The 20319-nt window shown below is 42.4% G+C and carries 15 protein-coding genes and 1 pseudogene; 7 read left to right on the top strand and 9 right to left on the bottom strand.

Annotated elements, in window-relative coordinates:
- Positions 1–72 precede the first annotated feature (72 nt).
- Entirely contained in the window at positions 73–687 is a 615-nt protein-coding gene (locus MHN30_RS09255) for an FKBP-type peptidyl-prolyl cis-trans isomerase (protein ID WP_010604796.1), read from the top strand.
- A 212-nt stretch (positions 688–899) separates the two neighbouring features.
- On the opposite strand, the gene MHN30_RS09260 is transcribed toward MHN30_RS09255, so the two are convergent.
- The 5 genes from MHN30_RS09260 to asnS form a co-directional block, all read right to left on the bottom strand.
- Positions 900–1862: a Gfo/Idh/MocA family oxidoreductase gene (locus MHN30_RS09260; RefSeq protein WP_039495834.1), complete on the bottom strand. Its 963-nt coding sequence runs from the start codon at positions 1860–1862 to the stop codon at positions 900–902.
- A 10-nt stretch (positions 1863–1872) separates the two neighbouring features.
- Positions 1873–4266, bottom strand: coding sequence for a TOMM precursor leader peptide-binding protein (locus MHN30_RS09265; RefSeq protein WP_239359318.1), 2394 nt, complete (start codon positions 4264–4266; stop codon positions 1873–1875).
- A 70-nt stretch (positions 4267–4336) separates the two neighbouring features.
- Positions 4337–4768, bottom strand: coding sequence for a hypothetical protein (locus MHN30_RS09270; protein ID WP_239359320.1), 432 nt, complete (start codon positions 4766–4768; stop codon positions 4337–4339).
- Between the two features lie 533 nt (positions 4769–5301).
- Positions 5302–6312, bottom strand: coding sequence for a heme-binding protein (locus MHN30_RS09275; RefSeq protein WP_239359321.1), 1011 nt, complete (start codon positions 6310–6312; stop codon positions 5302–5304).
- A 265-nt stretch (positions 6313–6577) separates the two neighbouring features.
- A complete protein-coding gene (gene asnS / locus MHN30_RS09280) occupies positions 6578–7975 on the bottom strand; it encodes an asparagine--tRNA ligase (RefSeq protein ID WP_010379069.1) in 1398 nt (465 codons plus the stop codon).
- 228 nt (positions 7976–8203) lie between these two features.
- Here asnS and MHN30_RS09285 point away from each other — a divergent pair, with 228 nt between their 5' ends.
- Complete coding sequence (locus MHN30_RS09285; protein WP_239359456.1) at positions 8204–8638, top strand: ATP-binding protein; 435 nt, start codon at positions 8204–8206, stop codon at positions 8636–8638.
- A 274-nt stretch (positions 8639–8912) separates the two neighbouring features.
- Here MHN30_RS09285 and MHN30_RS09290 read toward each other — a convergent pair.
- A pseudogene (locus tag MHN30_RS09290) lies at positions 8913–9865 on the bottom strand (integron integrase).
- A 321-nt stretch (positions 9866–10186) separates the two neighbouring features.
- On the opposite strand from MHN30_RS09290, the gene MHN30_RS09295 reads away from it, so the two are divergent.
- Positions 10187–12463 carry a P-loop NTPase fold protein gene (locus MHN30_RS09295; RefSeq protein WP_239359322.1) on the top strand — a complete coding sequence of 759 codons (2277 nt, stop codon included), beginning with the start codon at positions 10187–10189 and terminating at the stop codon, positions 12461–12463.
- 89 nt (positions 12464–12552) lie between these two features.
- On the opposite strand, the gene ltrA (MHN30_RS09300) is transcribed toward MHN30_RS09295, so the two are convergent.
- The gene (gene ltrA, locus MHN30_RS09300; RefSeq protein ID WP_239359323.1) at positions 12553–13890 is read right to left on the bottom strand and encodes a group II intron reverse transcriptase/maturase; all 1338 of its coding nucleotides are present in this window, start codon (positions 13888–13890) and stop codon (positions 12553–12555) included.
- A 632-nt stretch (positions 13891–14522) separates the two neighbouring features.
- Between ltrA (MHN30_RS09300) and MHN30_RS09305 the strand changes: the two genes are divergently transcribed.
- Complete coding sequence (locus MHN30_RS09305; RefSeq protein WP_239359324.1) at positions 14523–15293, top strand: response regulator; 771 nt, start codon at positions 14523–14525, stop codon at positions 15291–15293.
- A gap of 80 nt (positions 15294–15373) precedes the next feature.
- On the opposite strand, the gene ltrA (MHN30_RS09310) is transcribed toward MHN30_RS09305, so the two are convergent.
- Positions 15374–16558 (bottom strand): group II intron reverse transcriptase/maturase, encoded by a 1185-nt coding sequence (ltrA, locus tag MHN30_RS09310; protein ID WP_239359457.1) that lies wholly within the window; start codon positions 16556–16558, stop codon positions 15374–15376.
- 179 nt (positions 16559–16737) lie between these two features.
- A complete protein-coding gene (locus MHN30_RS09315; RefSeq protein ID WP_211857520.1) occupies positions 16738–17709 on the bottom strand; it encodes a transposase in 972 nt (323 codons plus the stop codon).
- A gap of 265 nt (positions 17710–17974) precedes the next feature.
- Here MHN30_RS09315 and MHN30_RS09320 point away from each other — a divergent pair, with 265 nt between their 5' ends.
- From MHN30_RS09320 to MHN30_RS09330, 3 genes are all read left to right on the top strand, one after another.
- Positions 17975–18961: a hypothetical protein gene (locus MHN30_RS09320; protein ID WP_239359325.1), complete on the top strand. Its 987-nt coding sequence runs from the start codon at positions 17975–17977 to the stop codon at positions 18959–18961.
- A gap of 98 nt (positions 18962–19059) precedes the next feature.
- Complete coding sequence (locus MHN30_RS09325) at positions 19060–19368, top strand: hypothetical protein (RefSeq protein ID WP_239359326.1); 309 nt, start codon at positions 19060–19062, stop codon at positions 19366–19368.
- Between the two features lie 38 nt (positions 19369–19406).
- Positions 19407–19961 (top strand): hypothetical protein, encoded by a 555-nt coding sequence (locus MHN30_RS09330; protein ID WP_239359327.1) that lies wholly within the window; start codon positions 19407–19409, stop codon positions 19959–19961.
- The last annotated feature ends 358 nt before the right edge of the window (positions 19962–20319 follow it).

The raw sequence follows: 20319 nt of genomic DNA on the forward strand, positions 1-20319 counted from the left end.
AGCTCCGGTATCTTGCCTATTTTGGCTGTGATACAATCTAAGATTCTTGTTAATAAAAAATATGGAAAGACTATGTCTCAATTCAACACAGACGCAGATAAAGCGAGTTACGGTATTGGTTTACAAATGGGTGAGCAACTTAAAGCAAACCCTTTTGAAGGTCTAAACCTTAACTCTGTATTCGAAGGTATGAAAGACGCTTATGCTGGTGACAGCTTCCGCGTTGAGATCCCTGAAATTCAAGCGGCATTTGAGAAGATCAATGCTGAAATCCAACAGCGTCGTGAAGAAGAAGCGAAAGTATTAGCAGCTGAAGGTGTTGCGTTTCTAGAAGAAAATGCAAAACGTGCTGAAGTAACAGTAACTGAGTCAGGTCTTCAGTATGAAGTAGTTGAAACTGGCGAAGGTGATAAGCCTGTTGAAGATTCAAAAGTACGTGTTCATTACCACGGTACACTAATCAACGGTACTACATTTGACAGCTCGTACGAGCGTGGTCAACCAGCTGAATTCCCAGTAAATGGCGTGATCAAAGGTTGGACTGAAGCACTTCAAATGATGCCTGCGGGTTCAAAGTGGCGTCTATACGTGCCGCATGAGCTTGCATACGGCGAGCGCGGTGCAGGTGCTGCAATCGCACCTTTCTCAACGTTGATCTTTGACGTTGAACTACTAGACGTACTTTAAGTCTATGCTTTGAGTGGATCTGTTCGATCCACTCTATTATTCCATTTAGCGTTAATACTCCCTCAAATTGAGCGACTAAATAACAAAAACTTTTACCTCGCCGAAACAGACCTTGCTACCTTGCCCATAGCTATGTTATAGACAAGATTTTCTCGCCTAAAAATGGATCATTGAGTTAGGCTAGTTGGTATTACTTTTGCGGCATATTTTCTTTAACCCGCCTCATTACTTCCATTCAATACTAAATACACATTCTCCCAAAGCTTTGATAATGCAATTAGGTAGTCAGGCGTTTGAAAATGGGGACAGTCGCTGTCGCCATAGATAACGGCTTTAAGTTGTTCAAGTACGGCTAAGTTGGCTTTATCGCGCAATGTCATTATTTCATTCACCGTAAACGCATGTTGCTCCAGCAGGTAGTGGCTTCGCCACTCTTTACTAGACATAGTGATAGGTGATGGTAACCAAGTTAACGGACCATAAGTATCGCTTAGCAGTAATGTGCCATGGTTAAATATGGCTGAGACTCTATGATTGATAAATGTTGCTGAACCATCATCAAACTCAGACGCAAAGTTTTGACAAAGCAGCGAAATGGACATCTCCCCGCGTTGTAGCAAAATACTAGCAAACGCACTCGGAGTAGCCTTCGGTTGAATGGCTACTGTCACATCAACTTCGTCGGTAAACAGACGACAAATTAAATCTAGTCCCGAATACAGTGTCCTGAGGTTAACGGCGAGGTCTAGATGCATACATTGGCCTTGTGCTGCGGCACTGAAGTAGCTGTCATAGAAAGAGCGAATAGGATACAAATCGGCGAAATGGGCGTTCACCCAGAACCTAACGCCATTCGCTTTTGCGACTGCTAATGCCTGTGCCATCGAGGTCGGCCCAATTGGATGTTCACAAATTACATGAATATGTTTTTCTAATAGTGCGATAGTAATCTCAATGCCGGCATCGCCAGCGATAGCCACACAAGCAATATCTACTTGTTTGTCAGTTATCTGCTCTACATTGGTGTAATGTGGTACGGCAAAGGACTGAGCGTACTGTGTTGAGCGAAGACCACCAGTTGACAATATGCCACTGAGCATCAATCCCGTATTTTGAAACTGTAATGCCCGAATATAAGTAGCACCGTAATTTGTTCCGCATACTAAAACTTTCATAGCTGAGTCCTTATGCAATGGGGTGTGGATACAAGTTAACCGCGCGGCCTGCCAAGAGTTTATGCAATCTTGGGTTGTCAATGCGCTTGAATTGTTCGCCAAAGTGAATGGGCTGCATATTAACACCAACAGCTCGAGCAACTCTAAATGGACTTAATGCAACGTCTGAAGCAGTGACGTCAACAATGGCAATATCAACCCCCGCTTTGGTAATGCGCTGTCTTAGATCTGCGGCTCCCTCAAGTGTAGGATAAGACCAGCATGATAGCGGTTTAGATTCAGATTTAGGCTGTCTCATGAAGTTAAAGGCGGATAAGTGTGCACTAGAGAAATAAAATGCAGCATGATCCTCTAACGTTCTGACCTGCTCTACGGTTTGTGGAGCTTTATGCCCACTCTGCATTAGGCTGCAAAGATAGGGCATAACATGACCTTGCTCCAATAATGCTTTGGTGACAGCCACATTGATGTTGTCATGGGTTGCTAGTGAAACTGATACCGCAGGCGTGGTGATGCCATCGCCTAGACCAAGGCAAACTACCGTTGGGATATGGATGCCGACGTCAAGAAGGTATAACTCTAGCGCTATGCCTTGCTGTGTTATCGATTCGACCATGAGCTTCAACTTGCCAGTTAGCAAAGAGTCGGCATCTAATCTAGTACAAGGGAGTTGGGCGTACCAGGTAAGCATCATCGCATCTCTTTCAATGAGTTCGAAGCAGGCTCTGACAGCGGCATCTTCGTTATCTTTACCTGCCGCTAAGCCATTAGAAGAAACTTGACTGAATTGTTCTTCATAAGGGCAAGTAAAATTAAAGTAGCTCACTAAAGCGGGCACCCAAGTAGCGCGACTTGTGCCAATCCAATTGCCTTCAACCCAATGAATTTTTTGTTTGCTTCGCCATTTACTAAAAGGAAACCCTGGTGTTGCATACTGCTCGGGAGAATAGAGGACTAGATCTGCTGGGTTTACGTAGTCTCCTTGAAGTTGATTTACCGTGGCATAACGACAGTTACGAATATCGTATCTCGCTGCTGAATAACGTTCAAGTGCTTCACCCACGGCACTAATATGAGCTGAAAGCGAGTCTAATCCTTTGCCTGAACCAACTTGGCCTTGTGTTCTCGGATCAAATTGACCACTTGTAAAACTACTTAGGCTAGCGGATGCGGTGACTGGGAGTTCAGGTAAGTGGGGGGCATGGCCCGTTAGTTGTTTTATCACGCCAAATTCTGGGTCAACCCAACCTCGCATCATTGTTTTAAATTGCTCAACTGTCTTTAATTCAGAAATGGCTGGTAACGCCTTATTGTTGGCAGCGATATCTTGTTCACTAGGGCCAGAGCATACTGCGCATTCGGGGACTGGAATAATAGGGTGAAGCGAGCTTTCTCCACTAACCAAATTGGTTGTTCTGGTAGTATTTTGCAGCACAGATTGCGTGTACTGTAACAAAATGGTTTGTATATCCGTTGCAGCCTGCATTGCGATTGATGCTGACATACTACTTAAAATTGAATGGGCTCGAGCGCCGGAATGTGCTTTATTCGTGATCTCATCAATCTTGTGTGCAGTTTGCGGATTTATTGCAGTGCCAAGTTTTCGCAGTCGTAAACAGTTCCAGCATCCACCGCCTTGATTGGTAACATATGGACCTACATGCCCGGTTAGTCCATCAATTGAGACGTAAAAAGTGGGTAGTGCAAGCTTAGCTAAATGCGTGGCGATGTTGGTATGCGCACTGAGCGAGTCCGATGGCAGAGAAATAACAACCAGATCCCAGTTTTGAAGAATAACTTCATCTAATGGGGAGTTCAGTTCGGCAGTTTGTGCACTAACTTCTGAGTGAACAAAGCGTTGCTTTAGGTAGTCTGTGAAGGCATCGACCGTTGTAGTATTACTTGGCAGGTGATTAACTGCATGATGATAATAGCCACTTTGGTTAGTACAATTAGCATCATCAAGAATATGAATATACCCCACGCCAGCATTTAACAGCTCTTCTAGCATAGGCATCGCCCAAGGCGTTAACCCTATACACAGAATACGGTTATTCTGGAGTGTTCGTGGATCACGCTTTGCCTCATTTTGCCACGCGTTAATAAAGCGGTATTGTTCAGGCCAAGGAGCTGAGGTTGAGTTGATAACAACGCGTTCAATGAGATCTTTTTGTTCCAATAATCGCAACAATTGCTCAACACTAGCGCTAGAGTATTGCGTTATCTGTGATGCGATCTCATCGAGGCCAAAGTCACCATTTAATAAAGGAATAATGTCGTCAACAAAAGCACTTATGTCTTTTCCATGGAGTTGAAAATCTCCAAGATCAGAGCGTAGCAATACTCCCTCATCGTTAGGTAAGATACTTGCGGCAGGTGATAGCCTTATTTTATCTTTATTCATATGCATCCTCTGTAAGTTATGGAAGCCCCGATAAAGAGGCTTCACTAATGTCTTTATCCTTGAACTGCACTCAACATACAGCAATAAATTGGACCTGGTGTACAGGTATAACATTGGTATGTTGGGTTACTTCCGGCACACAATTGTGCACCTTGAAAGTGATTAACAGAGGGTTGGCATAATACACATTGTGTTGGCTGGCAAGGAACACACTGCGGTTGACATAATACACACTGTGTTGGCTGACAAGTAACACACTGCGGTTGACATAAAACACATTGTGTTGGCTGGCAAGGAACACACTGCGGTTGACATAATACACACTGTGTTGGCTGACAAGTAACACACTGCGGCTGGCATAAAACACATTGTGTTGGCTGGCAAGGAACACACTGCGGTTGACATAATACACACTGTGTTGGCTGACAAGTAACACACTGCGGCTGGCATAAAACACATTGTGTTGGTTGGCAAGTAACGCACTGTGGTTGACATAATACACACTGTGTAGGCTGGCAGGTTACACAGAACGAAATGATACAAGGAACACACTGTATGCTTTGTGCGCATTGAACACTAGCGCCCCCTGAAGGTTGACACTGTAGACATTGCAATGATGCAGATTCTGGCGTAGCAGTAGGCTGACAGTGAAGGCAGCAGTTACAGAAATTGACAACACAAGGGAGACAGTTTGTACAAGGCGAACATGGTGTGCAAGGAGTACATAAATAGCAAGGACTGCACGTAAGGGCGCAAGCGTCGCATTTACGTACTCCCTCTGCTTGCTGCTCAGAATATTGCTTTTCTAATTCTTTAACTTTTGAACTTAGCTCAGTGAGCTGAACCTGAAGATCTTTAACGTCATTACTCATTTTCAAATCCTTTATGACCAAAGTCATGGCTTTAGATTGATGTTTGGTGCCGGGCGATAGACACCGCTAAATTCGCCATGGCAAATAACAACAAGGTTGAGACCTGACTAACTACATGTAGATATCAACTTATATTTTGAACCTAAGCGAAATCCTAGTATCGCTATCCCACCTTAAACAGGGTGTTTGCAGTAATGTGGGGAAACAGTAGTTTGCTGTTTTTGGTGTTGTTAAACTGTAGCGAAATATTCTGTGTGTATTGCAGTTGCAACGCGCCACTGGATAACCTTTCTATCCAGTAAGTGGTAGAAAAGTTTGGAACGTCTACATGGTTTTTACAAAATGGGATACTTGAAACTAATCCATCATTGTCACTGTTAACGGTCAAAATATCCGTTTTAGTGATAGGGTTATATGCTTGGTTAACTAGCAATTGTTGTTCTAACACGATATTCGGATTGATATTTGGATTACTCGGTGAGTTTTCGCCATACAAACCCGCAATGGCAGTACCTGCCTTAGTTTCTGGTTGCGGCAGCGTGTTGGCAATGGGAATTTCTGGACGACCATCGACAAAGTGATGATTTCCAAGTGCTAAAATTGAGTTACCGTGTGGAATTGAAACCTGTTTGACTATCGCATGCTCTGGATTTTGTATTGGCACGTTTGCTCCACCTGAAGGAGCGGGGATATAAGGAGGGCGGTTGTATTTACCTGAACCTTGATTGGTGGTGGCTAAATTGAGCCAAGTGCCATTTTCAGCATGCACAAGTTGGTCTTTCTTGTAACCGTCGGCAAAAAATACACGTTGCTCATAAAAGATCGTATAACTATTTTGTTGATAATCGCCACCTCGATTTACTACTTTTCCTTGTGTAGCGCTAAAGGTGATCACCTCGTAGTAAGGGAAATTAAATAATATAACCCCTTCTGGAGCAGTTTCTTGCGGCAGCGGCATGACGTTAAATCCCGCAAAACGAGCGCTTGCCCAAGTGCCGATGAGATCTGCCAATGGCCCAAGTGCGCTGAGGGTTTCTGGCTGGCTATTTCCTCCTCCTGTTGCGAGTAAAGGTATATTGTAATCTGGGACAAAACCTTGCTTGTTAGGTTGCAGCGCAGCTTGTAGGTGATCTGCTGTGGCTTTTGCTTGCTGATTGGTGACAGTATTAAACATAAAAAACTCCCTTTAAAAGGTTTGTTAATAAAGTGTTTTCAGTGTTTAATTTAAGTATGGTTATGCAAATTGATCGATTACATCACATTACATTGAGGGCTGTGTTGTGCATATGAATACTTAGGTGTTTGAATTGGCTGGGTTCTATGACCTCGGGTGAGCGCTATGTTGGTACAACTATAGTAAAGCGCTGATGTTATCATGAGAGATCTCAAAACGCTCCCATAAAAGGGAGCGTTTTTAGCAAAGCTGAGTTTGTGACGTTTTAGTAAGTCGCGCTGCCTTTTGTACGAGGGAAGGCAATAACGTCACGTACGTTGCCCATACCAGTAACATAAGCAACCAAGCGCTCAAAGCCAAGACCAAAGCCTGAGTGAGGCACTGTTCCATACTTACGTAGGTCGCGGTACCAGCTGTAATCTTCTTTGTTTAAGCCCATTTCTTCAAGACGCGCATCTAGCACATCTAAACGCTCTTCACGTTGTGAGCCACCAATGATTTCACCAATACCAGGCGCAACGACGTCCATAGCGGCAACGGTTTTACCGTCTTCGTTTTGGCGCATGTAGAATGCTTTGATATCACGAGGGTAGTTTTTGATAACTACTGGTGCGTTAAAGTGTACTTCAGCAAGGTAACGTTCGTGCTCTGATTGTAAGTCGACGCCCCACTCAACTGGGAATTCAAACTCTTTATCACATGCTTTTAGAATTTCGATAGCGTCTGTGTAATCTACCTGAGCAAAGTCTTTATCGATGAATGATTCTAGGCGAGTAATGGCATCTTTTTCGATGCGCTGTGCGAAAAATTCCATATCATCACGACGTTCGTCAAGTACTGCTTTAAACACATACTTCAACATGTCTTCTGCAAGCGCTGCGATGTCGTTAAGGTCGGCAAATGCCACTTCAGGCTCAACCATCCAAAACTCTGCTAAGTGACGAGAAGTGTTTGAGTTTTCAGCACGGAATGTTGGACCAAAAGTATAGATTTTTGAAAGGGCACTTGCGTATGTTTCGCCGTTAAGCTGACCCGATACGGTCAAGAATGCTTCTTTACCAAAAAAGTCTTCTGAATAGTCTACATCGCCTTTGTCTGTGCGTGGTAGGTTGTTCATATCAAGTGTAGATACACGGAACATCTCACCTGCGCCTTCACAGTCACTCGCAGTAATGATAGGCGTGCTGATCCACTGGTAGCCACGTTCATGATAGAAACGGTGAATAGCTTGCGCAAGACAGTTACGTACACGCGTAACCGCGCCCATAACATTAGTGCGAGGGCGAAGGTGCGCGTGTTCGCGTAAGTATTCGATACTGTGGCGTTTTGCAGCCATTGGGTATGAATCTGGATTCTCAACCCAGCCTAATACCTCAACGCTGTTCGCTTGGATCTCAAAAGATTGACCTTGACCTTGTGATTGTACAAGCACACCAGTCACCGCTACTGAACACCCAGCAGTAAGACGAGTCACTTCGTCATAATTATTCAGCGAATTAGGGACTACGGCTTGAATAGGGTCAAAACAAGAACCGTCATGAACGGCTAGAAATGAAATACCTGCTTTTGAATCACGTCGTGTACGGATCCAGCCCTTTACTGTTACTTGGCTGTCAACCGCAACGGTGCCTGCTAGTAGCTCCGTTATCGCTGTGTGGCTCATCTTTACTCCAAATGATTTATTTTTTATTTGTAAATTAAAAGACAGAGTGTCTTATCGTCATGTAAGCCGTATCTTACCTGCGATGGACAAATAAAAAAACACTGAAATGCAAAAAACTGGGCTGAAAAGAATGAGTAAAAGCCATGAAAAAACAGTCGGACTGTGGCATTATGAATGTTCGATGATAAAAATAGCTTTATTAATACTAACAGTGACGTTCAAAACTCGATGAAACAAGTTTTTATTTTGAGGGGTCTACCTGGCTCTGGAAAATCGCATTACGCGCAAACGCTAGCCGACGATCTCGTCTCCGGCGATGAAACACAGTATTTTATCTGTTCAACCGATGATTATTTTCTTAATGAAAACGGCGAGTATCATTTTGAAAAACAACGCCTTTCAGAATATCACAACTTAAACTTAGCCCGGTTTATTAATGCCTTAGCTGAAGGTATCCCTTTGGTCGTAGTTGATAACACTAATATCAAGAAATGGGAGTTTATTGCTTATGCATCAGCTGCTGTGGCAATGGGTTATCAAGTGAAAGAAGTCATTGTTGGCGAAATTAAAGATAAGTCCCTACAGCACTTATATGCCAAACGTAATAGCCATGGCATTGGTTTGAAAACAATTTCAAAAATGGCCCACCTTTTCGAATGGTGATAAGGCTTAGGGTAGAGTAACCCTAACAACGCTCGTGCATGTTAAACAGGGTAGTATCTCATATCCGATCTTACAGTTAAAAAGAGCGGGTTTAGAATTCGCCTTCGAGCAAACAAGAGACGGTCGTCAATGTTAGTTTCATTCTACATAGCGGCCGTTTAGTCAGCTCATTCTTGCCCCATTTCGATTCAGCAGTGGAATGTGCAACCAACTTTTTTAGCTTCAGTTGACCCAATTTTCGTAATGCTACTGAGTTTCGAAAGGGCTCTGACATTTATATAGTGTCTAACGGGCTAGTTGTACCTGCAAAATGTTGGCCAAGTACATGTGTATAGATTTGTGTGGTACTAACGTCATTGTGGCCCAGTAATTCTTGAACACTTCTTATATCACGACCAGCTTGAAGCAAATGGGTTGCGAAGCTATGCCTAAACGTATGGCAGGTGACGCGTTTATTTATTTGAATATTACGCACGGCATTCCCGAGCGCTTTACGAATAACACTTTGATGTAAATGGTGCCTGCAAAGTGTTCCTGTATAAGGATTGATACAAGTAGTGCTGGAAGGGAAAATAAACATCCACCCATGCTGCCTAAATGCGTTGGGATACTTGCGTTCTACTGCATTTGGCAAAGATGGACCTATCCCGTGAAGGTTGTCATCCTGTTGAATCTTAATAGCCATTTCAATATATGTAGTGAGCTTTATTGAGCATCTATTGCTGAGGATGGTTTGCCTATCTTTATGCCCTTTACCGTCTTAACGGTCAGCGAAGCTCTATCAATATCTTGGATACGTAACCTGAGGCATTCTGAAACTCTTAGTCTGCTACCATAGAGTAGTTCTATTATTAGTCTATCACGGCCATCAAGTTCACTTAGTATTAGTGAGATTTCTGATGGGGATAACACTGTAGGTAAATGTCTTTGTTTAGTGGCATAGCAAAAGCCTAAACCCCCAAGCTCATGGTGCAAATGCTTCTGATACAAATAGGCTAACGCGTTAAGTGCAATTTTTTGTGTATTGATAGCCACATTTCGTTGGTTGGCAAGGAAAGTTAAAAATTGTGTAACCTCTTCCGTTCCCATTGTCTCAGGGTGACGCTTGTGGTGAAAGTTAATGAATGCCTTAATCCAATATAGGTAGGTTTTTTCTGTTCTAATGCTGTAACCACGCATACGCATTTCTTCCTGAAGACCTTTCAGAAATGGGCTTTTTAGACTCATGATAACTCCTCATTTCACATTGCTGTATATATATACAGTATTGTCTAAAGTTCTCGGATATCAAGGGAAATAATGAAAAAATTTTTGCGCGTTTACGCATGAATAAATTAAAAATATGATTTTTATCAAGAGGTTATTTATTTTCGATTTGAGATAATAGGTTTGGGAAACGCGCATGCGCATTTTTCTAGATGGTGTATTTAGAAGAATGCTGATAAGTTCTTTACATACTGATAGTTAACTGCGCGCGTTTTCACTGGTCCAACGAGGTAAACGCGCATGCGCACGAATAAAATGTTAGATTCCCTTCAGAGATTTCATATGGAACCAAAAGACTTACACGGATTTGCTTCTGATAGGCCGATCACAAAAGTAGAAGATGACTTGTTGGGACGGTCAGGGTTTTCCACCGACTTGGCTAATGCGATGGCAAGTTGGCATGGAAACGATAGTTTGGTGGTAGCCTTACATGGTGACTGGGGCTCGGGGAAATCTTCAATTAAGAATATGGCCCTATCTCGACTAGAGGAAATAACCGAGAAAAAACCTGATGTCATTGAGTTTTCCCCGTGGGAATGGGCAGCACAAGAAAAAATAACCGCCTCCTTTTTTCAAGAGGTATCTAAATCGATAGGTCGAACAGATAAAAGCAAATCCGGGAAAAAATTAGCGGCAACTCTAAAAAAATATGGCCGCTATCTTAATACCGGTGAAACTGTAGTCTCAGGTTTTTCATCGGCTCTCCCTACACTGTTTGTACTAGCGACCCTTATAGGGGTTGGCGGTAATTTTTCAAACGAAGCTTGGGTCAGTAACATCAGTACCGTCATTCTAGTAGTTTTAGGTGGGTGGGCTGCAGCATTGAAGTGGGGCAAAAGTTTTCTTGACAAGTTAAGTGGTAATGTCGAGGCAACTGCCAAGGAAAAAGAACAAAGTTTAAGTGATGTAAGGCAGGAGCTGACAGAGTTATTACTAAAACGAGAGTCCCCGTTGATCGTAGTAATGGATGATTTGGATAGGCTAACCTCATCTCAATTAAGGATGGTTTTTCAGCTTATAAAAGCTAACTTAGAGTTTCCGAATGTGGTCTTCCTTCTTCTATTTCAGCGAGATCTGGTAGAAGACAAAATGAATGATGGTGCACAACAGGGTCGTGATTATTTGGAGAAAATAATTCAGGTGCCTTTTGATATACCTAGAATAGAATCTACACGACTTCATAACTTATTATTCAATAAGCTAGATAAAATTATTGAGCAAGATAAATCAGCTGCAAAGATGTTTGATTCCGGCCGATGGGGGAATATATTTCATGGCTCCCTTAACGCATATTTTGACAATTTGCGAAGCGTTTACAGATATACCTCCACTCTATCATTCCACTTTACATTGCTTAAAGGTAAAAATGCTTTTGAGGTCAACCCTGTAGATCTAATAGCAATTGAGTGTCTAAGGGTCTTTGAGCCAGATGTATATAAGGAAATCGCGCGCGCGAAAGAAATATTCACTAAAAATGGCTCAGATAGATATGGAAGAAGTCAGGAATCTACTGCAGCAATAATCAATAGCATATTAGATAAGGCTTCCGATGGTAAACGAGATCCCGTAAAGGAAATGGTAGAGCAACTATTTCCAACAATTGAATGGGCTCTAGGAGGTACGCGCTATTCAGGAGATTTTGCTAATACATGGTTAAAAGAGATGCGTGTTTGTCACCCCTCTAACTTTGATAAATACTTCCAGTTCTCGATTCCAAGTGGTGAACTTTCAAACTCAGACCTGCAGGAAATGCTTAGTCTTACTGAAGATTCAGACAGGTTTTCTTCATTTATCTTATCCCTAAAAGAGCGAGGGATTCTAAAAAATGCTCTTTCACAGTTTGAATCATTTACTGATGAAGTTCCTTTAGAAAATGGTAGTACTTACATTAAGGGCATTTTAGATATAGGTGACCAAGTTGATCATGAATCAACAGGGTTTACGATGTTTAGCTCGAATACACATGCTCTAAGGCTTGTTGTCTGGTTCTTACGACGCATTGATGACTTGGAGGAGCGAGGAAAACTGCTGTTAAAATGCTTCAAAGCATCAACTGGGATTTCTATAGTCGAACAAATATTACAAGGCGACGAAAATCGCAGAGAAAAATCGGACGCTGATCAAATATTACAAGATGGAGAGTTTGAGCTACTTAAAGCTGAGTTTGTAAATAAGTTGGACGAAATGTCAGCGCACTCTCCTAGTGAACTACTGTCTCATGAGCACTTGGTTTCTTTTTTGTATCGATGGAAGCGCTGGGGAGATGAGGATAAAGTTATAGACTGGTTAAAATTACAGACTACATCTGCTGAAGGTTGTTTAACTTTATTAAAAAGGTTTGTAAGTAAATCATCTTCTCAGACCATGGGTGATTACGTAGTTAAAATTACTACGTACATAAAGCTTGAGAACATCGAAAACTTTATAGAGATTGCACCAATCCAAGAAAAAGTAAGCACTCTTGATGAAGACAAACTCGATGCTCAATCGCAAGAAGCATTGAAGGCTTTCTATGATGCTCTAGAAAAAAGAGAAAAAGGGATCGTAGATGATTGGTAATGAATCTAATCGGGTAGCCGAGGGTATCTAGCCCTCAGCCCCCACAACACCCTGAATGCGGGTCCGGACAGGGCGTTTCATCTAACAGATTACCCGTTTGGGTAATGTACTTTTATCCATCCGTCTCTGAGTGAATATAGTCCCTCGTTTTTCAGATAATTTAAGCTTAAAGCCTGTTGAATACCGGGTGTTTTGGAGCTGCGCCAAGGCCCTTTACTTGTGATGCCACAGGCAACGGCTGCTTGCACATGAACTCCACGCTTCATCAGGTTTCTCACTTTAGTTCTCGGTTTTCGCCATTGTCGCCAGTAACACATCCTGATCCTGCGCCTTATCCAGTGGTCTAGGTCAACACATTGCTGGTATGCGTTTGCAATACCAAAATAATTGATCCATCCGCTTAGATATTGGCTTAATTTAAACAACTGATATTGCATGCTCACGCCCCAATTACGGTTAGTTAGAATGCGTACCTGTCGCTTAAATTTATGCAGGGTTTTGTCATGCCATTTGATTGCTCCACGTTTAAAGGTAAACCCTAAGAATTTACTTTGTGTGGTTTTAACCACCTGACTTTTATCCGTATTAACAAGCAATTTGAGTTTAGTTTCAAGGAACCGAGTAACACTGGCAAGTACACGTTCGCCCGCACGTTTTGATCTTACTAAGATTATAAAATCATCAGCGTAACGGGCAAATTGGTGACCTCGTTGCTCCAATTCTTTGTCTAAATCATCCAACATAATGTTGGATAAAAAAGGAGAAAGAGGGCCGCCTTGCGGTACTCCTTCTAAACTCGGAATTAGCGTGCCATTGTCATCAATTCCAGCTCTCAAATAACGGCCAATGAGTTTGAGCAAGCGTTTATCTTTGACATGACGTGATAAATTTCGCATCAATAAGTCGTGATTGACTCGGTCAAAGAACTTTGACAAATCGACATCTACCGCAATATTGCGTTTAGATTTAATGATTTGTTGAACTTGCTTCACAGCTTGTTGGCCGTTACGGTTAGGACGAAAACCAAAGCTGTTATCTGAAAATGTGTTATCAATGATGGGCGATAAAACCTGAGTAATGGCTTGCTGGATAACTCGGTCGACCACGGTGGGTATTCCGAGTTGCCGTTTTCCACCATTGGGTTTATCAATTTCAACGCGTTTGACCGGCTGAGGACGATAAGTCCCATTTTCGAGTTGAGCTTTGCACTGTTGCCAGTGTTGTTTTGCCCAGTCGATAAATTGGGCTATTTTCATACCATCCACACCCGCTGCGCCTTTGTTGGCTTTAACCTGCTTCCATGCGCGTTGAAGGTTATCGTTTGATAAAACGTGTCCGAATAAATCAAAGTTGAAGGTTGATTGCACTGCATTACGCTGCATATCAGAACCACAGGGCTGTGGCGTATAGTTATGTAAGTAAGACATGAAGTATTCCTTCGGTTAAATGTTCAGGCCTTCACCGTGTCCCATCCATTACGATGGGTGTTTGGCTACTATGCCTTCTGCTGACTGCTGGATAATCACAAAATAAATTGCTCTAAATTGCGCTGCTCGCGTATCGGTGGGTGTTGCAGTGGTTTCGCTCGTAGACTATTTCGCAACCAAATAGCAACGCCAAGGGGTTGATTGACCAGCCACTTACTGGTATTTTCCGCAGCGATAGCGCAGGCCGCATGTCATCCAGCTCTCCCCGAATAAGAACATTAACTTTCATTGCACAACTGCATCATTTACGGTGGCCGTTAGATCACGTGACTTCGTTATCTTGTGCTAACTCGTCTTCAGCCTACGCCTGGTATGATGTTTTTGTTCATCAGCTCGCAATTTTGCTAGCGGCTTCCTCCATACAAACCCTCGCGGATTTGCACTTGCCATTCGCTAGTAGTTATCGTTTAATAACAATCAGTTATTTAAACGGTGATCTTCCTACAGAGGACTTTCACCTCATTAGTTAATGCCCATGTCGGGCGTACACAAGGCGCTTCTGTCGGACAATTTTTACGCTGCGCTCCAAAATTGCCGCAGAGCGCGGCGTTAAGAGCCATTAGGAGAGCTCGATGGACATAAAGGAATTTTCAGAATCAGCAAAGGGCTTTACCAAGAGTCCTTTGGGCATAATTGCCCTCTTTATCGTTCTGGTTTACGGGTTTGCCTCTCTGGTTGTAGCTTTTGGCCAAAATATAAGTCAGCACATAGCTCCGCTGGTTTACTTCATGGTGTTCTTTCCCGTATTGGTGTTTTTTGGTTTTCTTTGGCTTGTAGCTAAGCATCATCGAAAGCTATATGGCCCTTCTGATTTTAAAGACGAAGAAAACTTTCTAAAAACACAAATATCCTCAGCCGCCTCACTTGCCGCGGCAATTTCAAAACAACCTGAAAGTGGTGGAGATCTTAGCAGAGTTCAACTAGATGAAATTGTTGAGCTTGTTTCTAATACCAAACAAAAGCATTCCACGGAAAAATGGAAGAATCGAGTTCTGTGGGTCGATGATAGGCCGGATAACAATATCCATGAGCGGCAAGCATTTGAGGCTCAGGGGTTAGAGTTCACATTAGCTTTATCTACTGATGAAGCATTAAGTATCCTAAATAGAGAAAAATTTGCAGTCATAATATCTGACATGGGGCGTAAAGAAGGACCTCAGGAAGGTTATGTGCTTTTGGACGCGTTACGTAAAAATGGAAATTCTACTCCGTTTGTAATCTATGCAGCATCCAATCTTCCAGAGCATAAGAAAATGGCTAGAGAAAGAGGTGCATTGGGTAGTACCAACCGTGCTCAAGAACTATTTTCACTTGTTATGGGGGCGGTAAATAATGGCTCTTAATCGGGTAGCCGAGGGTATCTAGCCCTCAGCCCCCACAACACCCTGAATGCGGGTCCGGACAGGGCGTTTCATCTAACAGATTACCCGTTTGGGTAATGTACTTTTATCCATCCGTCTCTGAGTGAATATAGTCCCTCGTTTTTCAGATAATTTAAGCTTAAAGCCTGTTGAATACCGGGTGTTTTGGAGCTGCGCCAAGGCCCTTTACTTGTGATGCCACAGGCAACGGCTGCTTGCACATGAACTCCACGCTTCATCAGGTTTCTCACTTTAGTTCTCGGTTTTCGCCATTGTCGCCAGTAACACATCCTGATCCTGCGCCTTATCCAGTGGTCTAGGTCAACACATTGCTGGTATGCGTTTGCAATACCAAAATAATTGATCCATCCGCTTAGATATTGGCTTAATTTAAACAACTGATATTGCATGCTCACGCCCCAATTACGGTTAGTTAGAATGCGTACCTGTCGCTTAAATTTATGCAGGGTTTTGTCATGCCATTTGATTGCTCCACGTTTAAAGGTAAACCCTAAGAATTTACTTTGTGTGGTTTTAACCACCTGACTTTTATCCGTATTAACAAGCAATTTGAGTTTAGTTTCAAGGAACCGAGTAACACTGGCAAGTACACGTTCGCCCGCACGTTTTGATCTTACTAAGATTATAAAATCATCAGCGTAACGGGCAAATTGGTGACCTCGTTGCTCCAATTCTTTGTCTAAATCATCCAACATAATGTTGGATAAAAAAGGAGAAAGAGGGCCGCCTTGCGGTACTCCTTCTAAACTCGGAATTAGCGTGCCATTGTCATCAATTCCAGCTCTCAAATAACGGCCAATGAGTTTGAGCAAGCGTTTATCTTTGACATGACGTGATAAATTTCGCATCAATAAGTCGTGATTGACTCGGTCAAAGAACTTTGACAAATCGACATCTACCGCAATATTGCGTTTAGATTTAATGATTTGTTGAACTTGCTTCACAGCTTGTTGGCCGTTACGGTTAGGACGAAAACCAAAGCTGTTATCTGAAAATGTGTTATCAATGATGGGCGATAAAACCTGAGTAATGGCTTGCTGGATAACTCGGTCGACCACGGTGGGTATTCCGAGTTGCCGTTTTCCACCATCGGGTTTATCAATTTCAACGCGTTTGACCGGCTGAGGACGATAAGTCCCATTTTCGAGTTGAGCTTTGCACTGTTGCCAGTGTTGTTTTGCCCAGTAAATAAAAAATAACTGACACCCATCACTATTAACATCCAAGCCGAGGAAGTGAAGTAAAAAAGTATAAGAATACTTCAATCACTTTGGCCAAAAACGTTTATCGATTGGTTGTTTTTTAGCACTCAAGCATATCTCTACATCAAAACTGAGCTATCGCGCACGACAAAGCGCTGCAAATGCAGCTGTAAGAAATTCGAGAATTGAGAATGTGAGTTTTACTAAGCTAGCAAGCGCTCGCAGTTTGTTAGGTTTGTCCGTCGTCGTTTTTGGAGTGTTTCACAGTAAGCGGTTATTGTTCGCTCTCTTCCAACCGCGCCGTGGAATACCCGAGAAAATTGCGTAGTGAGTTTTATCCAGTTTTCAGGCTCTATATTGAGTCGAGTAAGAATGGGTTGCGCTTCGTTAATATAACCGCGTTTATCGGCTCGAATACACTGTCCTGTGAGTTCAACTAACTCAATATAGGATTTGAGTTCAAAGGGCAGGCCTTTTGGCATGTGTATTCGTGGGCTGCCAGCAAAGCGTAGTAGGCTTTTTGATTGCTTTCCTAATTTTGCATGGTCAATGCGCTTTTTGATGCTGGTGTAGTCTGAGGTTTCAGGCGTTGCGGCGATGTTTGCTCTAATTGGGTTTAAATCTACGTAGGCTAAACACGCAGCCAGTGCTGCCTCGTCCAGTAATGCTTGGGATTTAAATCGTCCTTCCCAAAACCGACCTGTACAATTATCTTCTTTATTTGCTCGGCGGGCGATATCTTCGTTAAGTACCCGCATAAACCAGCTAATATCTGCGAGTCTTTCTCTATATCCATCAACCAGCTCGTCGAATATCAATTGTTCCGATTCGCTGAGTGGTTCACCTTCAGTAAACTTTTGGCTTATCCAATTACCTTTAAACAGCTTGTGCCACCGTATCACAACTGCTTTATCCGACAGACGCTTAGCCTTTGTATCATCAACATATAAAACAATGTGAGTGTGATTACTCATCACCGCATAAGCACAAACATCAATACAAAACACAGACCCCAACATCAATAGCTTTTCTTCAACCCAATCTCGGCGGTGCTCGTATGATTTACCAGTAAATTTATCTTCACCGCACAGAAACGCACGCCTTACGCAGCGGGAGATACAGTGGTAGTATTTGGTGTCGGTTAAACTGATTTGTCTTTTACGGGCAGTTGCCATAATTTAGTTTCCTCAATCCTTTGAGTGCAGAATTAAAGCGTAGGCGGTATATTTGGAAGGTGCAAATTAGTGGTGGGCAAATTAGTGGTGGGTGTCAGCGATTTGGTTTTGCATCTGGTTTGGGTGCGAAAGGCTATATAACAAGCCAATTAAGTGCGGGACTGCTAAAGCTTGGCTCAGTTTCGCTTCGCTACACAAGTTTAGCCAAGCATTATCAGCCCCTTATTGGGGCGGTAGCTTTTAATTGGAGTCGAAGCTGATACATATGAATCTACATGATCGAATACTAGAATTAAAACAAGAACACAGCGGATATGGGCACAATGGAATTTTGTTTTCATTTTCGCTCGATATGTGTCAAAAAATTGATGCTGCATCGGCGAGTGACTCTTTTGCCGAAAAAACAGTCAAAGAGATATTGAAGCTACTTAAGGGGTATCAAGTTGGGTATTCAGAAAAGTTGAAATCCGCATTTGAAGTTTATTCTGAGTACGCAATATTTCATGAGATCATGGCGAAAGGTATTCCTATAGAGAGAGTTCCAGAGGAAAAACAAGCGCGGTCTGATTTTAAAGTGTCAATCGGTGACGAAGATCTCTATCTGGAAGCTAAGGTGCTTGGCTGGGCTTCGGGCGGTATTCAGCACAATGCTGCTATTAATGACGGTATTGACGCGCAAATATCAATTGAAGAGCAAATAAGAGATGGTAAAACTGTCGCTTTTGGCGAATCTGAAATTAGCCCGCTCGGGACCACTAAAGAATCAATTGAAAATCCTGAAAAGTACTTTATTGAAGCTATTTCTGCAAAATTAAACCAGAACGTAAAGCCAGCTCAGCTGAAGTTAGGCCCCACATTCCTGATTTGTGATCTGACATCCCTAAACCATCCATCAGACCACAGGAAATCAAGCGTTATCGTTCACAACGACAACATGTATGACAGTTTTTCTTCTGGAGAGCTGTGGCATATCGCATTTGGCGAACATGGAGATAGAATACTGAAGGCTATAGAGTTCGAGGGAAAGTCTAATGTTAGTGGAAAGCTCCAAAGGAATGGGGTTCTAGTCGAGCACGAAGAACTGATAGGTGTAATATTTAGAGTTTCGAAGCTTTCGGGGGAATGCTCATATTCTTGCCTTATAAAATCAGAGCACTTTGACAAATATGGAAGCCTGGTAACCCAGTTGAGTGACTGCTGGAATGATGAAGAAAACTCTAATGCTTGGGAGCTTTTAAGTAGTGAAAGCTAACAAGGCGCTGTTGTCGGATAATTTTTCCGCTGCGCTCCAGAATTGCCGTAAAGTACGGCGTTACGCTTCAAAATTTTAAATTAAGGAGAATTAAAAAAATGACATTAAAAATTACTTATTGTCCTGTAAATATTATCAAGGAAACTCGTAGCGTTGATGACTTAGGTGATATCAAGGAGTATCGTTTTGTAAGCCAAATAGACAGAGCAAAAACTATCGAAGTCGATGGCGGCTTGCCTAAATATGGAGCCGATGATTTGTCGGTCTGGCTGCATGTAGCCGAGCATTTAGGAGTGGAAGAGTTCATTGAACACTATGGAAAATACACACATGAAGAGTCAAACAAAAGTCATTGGCGTTGGATTTCTTATCTAAAAGTTAATGTTCTTGAGGTGCAAGAAGCATAACAAACTGCTTAAGAGGGCGTTATGCATAGGGGGGTCGAGTGAGTACAGTAGGCTGTAGATTAGATGAGGCAATCCAAAAAATAAGTGCTGGCGACTTAGAAAGTGCTTTAATTCAGGTTTCGATTGCCATTGACGTAAGCTCAAAAAGAAAATGGCCGAAACAAAAGAAGGTTGGTGAACGCTATAAAAATTTCATTAGAGAACATGAGTCTTTAATCTATTTCATGTCATTGGGTATTAAAGGCGATACAAAGCCTCTTGTTTCATTCCCAAATCCTAATGGTGATCGGTATGACATTGCACACGTCTATTACAAGGCTGTGCGCAACGGATTACTGCATGACGGAAAAATTAGTGACAACCTATCTGTCGTAGATGAAAACGTATTAATTTACAAAGATGGGAAGATCACAATATCAAAAATGATTCTAATGGCTTTAATGCTTGCGGTGATCTGCGAACCGGTCAACTGCAATGAGAGACTAAGCAAGAACTACACGGTCACTTTTACTAATGATATTGATATCAACTTAAATGATTTCTGGGGAAAAAGAGAGCTTTTATACCAGAAAATTGGTCATGATAAGGCATAACAAGACCAGTAATGGCGAGCAATTTTTCCGTCGCTTTTTGGCGGCGTTAGTCCATAGAGTTCTTATGCGAAATTTACCTAATACAGCCGACAACATAGCTCGTTTTTGTCCAAATACGAGCTGATTGAGTGCCCTTAATCGCAATTGGATTTAAGATATGATGTTGCTGTTGAACGGCCGAATTTGGCCTTTATGCGACAGTCAGATTTGATTAAGCCCCAGTAATTAAACCTGATAGATATAATTAAGACTTATTCAAATTAATGCTTTTAGCAGCCAGTTATCTGCAAAACTATCTGGCTAGATAAGGAAATAATTTACTGTGATTTTATAAGCGATGAGTTAGCCCATCCCTTAT

The organism is Pseudoalteromonas sp. OF7H-1 (assembly GCF_022347825.1).
Lineage (GTDB): Bacteria > Pseudomonadota > Gammaproteobacteria > Enterobacterales > Alteromonadaceae > Pseudoalteromonas > Pseudoalteromonas maricaloris.

Bases quoted from the DNA above. Each gene is read 5' to 3' on its own strand.
- MHN30_RS09295 (WP_239359322.1), top strand. From the start codon at position 10,187: ATGGAACCAAAAGACTTACACGGATTTGCTTCTGATAGGCCGATCACA.
- MHN30_RS09305 (WP_239359324.1), top strand. From the start codon at position 14,523: ATGGACATAAAGGAATTTTCAGAATCAGCAAAGGGCTTTACCAAGAGT.
- MHN30_RS09275 (WP_239359321.1), bottom strand. From the start codon at position 6,312: ATGTTTAATACTGTCACCAATCAGCAAGCAAAAGCCACAGCAGATCAC.
- MHN30_RS09265 (WP_239359318.1), bottom strand. From the start codon at position 4,266: ATGAATAAAGATAAAATAAGGCTATCACCTGCCGCAAGTATCTTACCT.
- MHN30_RS09260 (WP_039495834.1), bottom strand. From the start codon at position 1,862: ATGAAAGTTTTAGTATGCGGAACAAATTACGGTGCTACTTATATTCGG.
- MHN30_RS09285 (WP_239359456.1), top strand. From the start codon at position 8,204: ATGAAACAAGTTTTTATTTTGAGGGGTCTACCTGGCTCTGGAAAATCG.
- MHN30_RS09315 (WP_211857520.1), bottom strand. From the start codon at position 17,709: ATGGCAACTGCCCGTAAAAGACAAATCAGTTTAACCGACACCAAATAC.
- ltrA (WP_239359323.1), bottom strand. From the start codon at position 13,890: ATGTCTTACTTACATAACTATACGCCACAGCCCTGTGGTTCTGATATG.
- MHN30_RS09320 (WP_239359325.1), top strand. From the start codon at position 17,975: ATGAATCTACATGATCGAATACTAGAATTAAAACAAGAACACAGCGGA.
- MHN30_RS09255 (WP_010604796.1), top strand. From the start codon at position 73: ATGTCTCAATTCAACACAGACGCAGATAAAGCGAGTTACGGTATTGGT.
- asnS (WP_010379069.1), bottom strand. From the start codon at position 7,975: ATGAGCCACACAGCGATAACGGAGCTACTAGCAGGCACCGTTGCGGTT.
- MHN30_RS09325 (WP_239359326.1), top strand. From the start codon at position 19,060: ATGACATTAAAAATTACTTATTGTCCTGTAAATATTATCAAGGAAACT.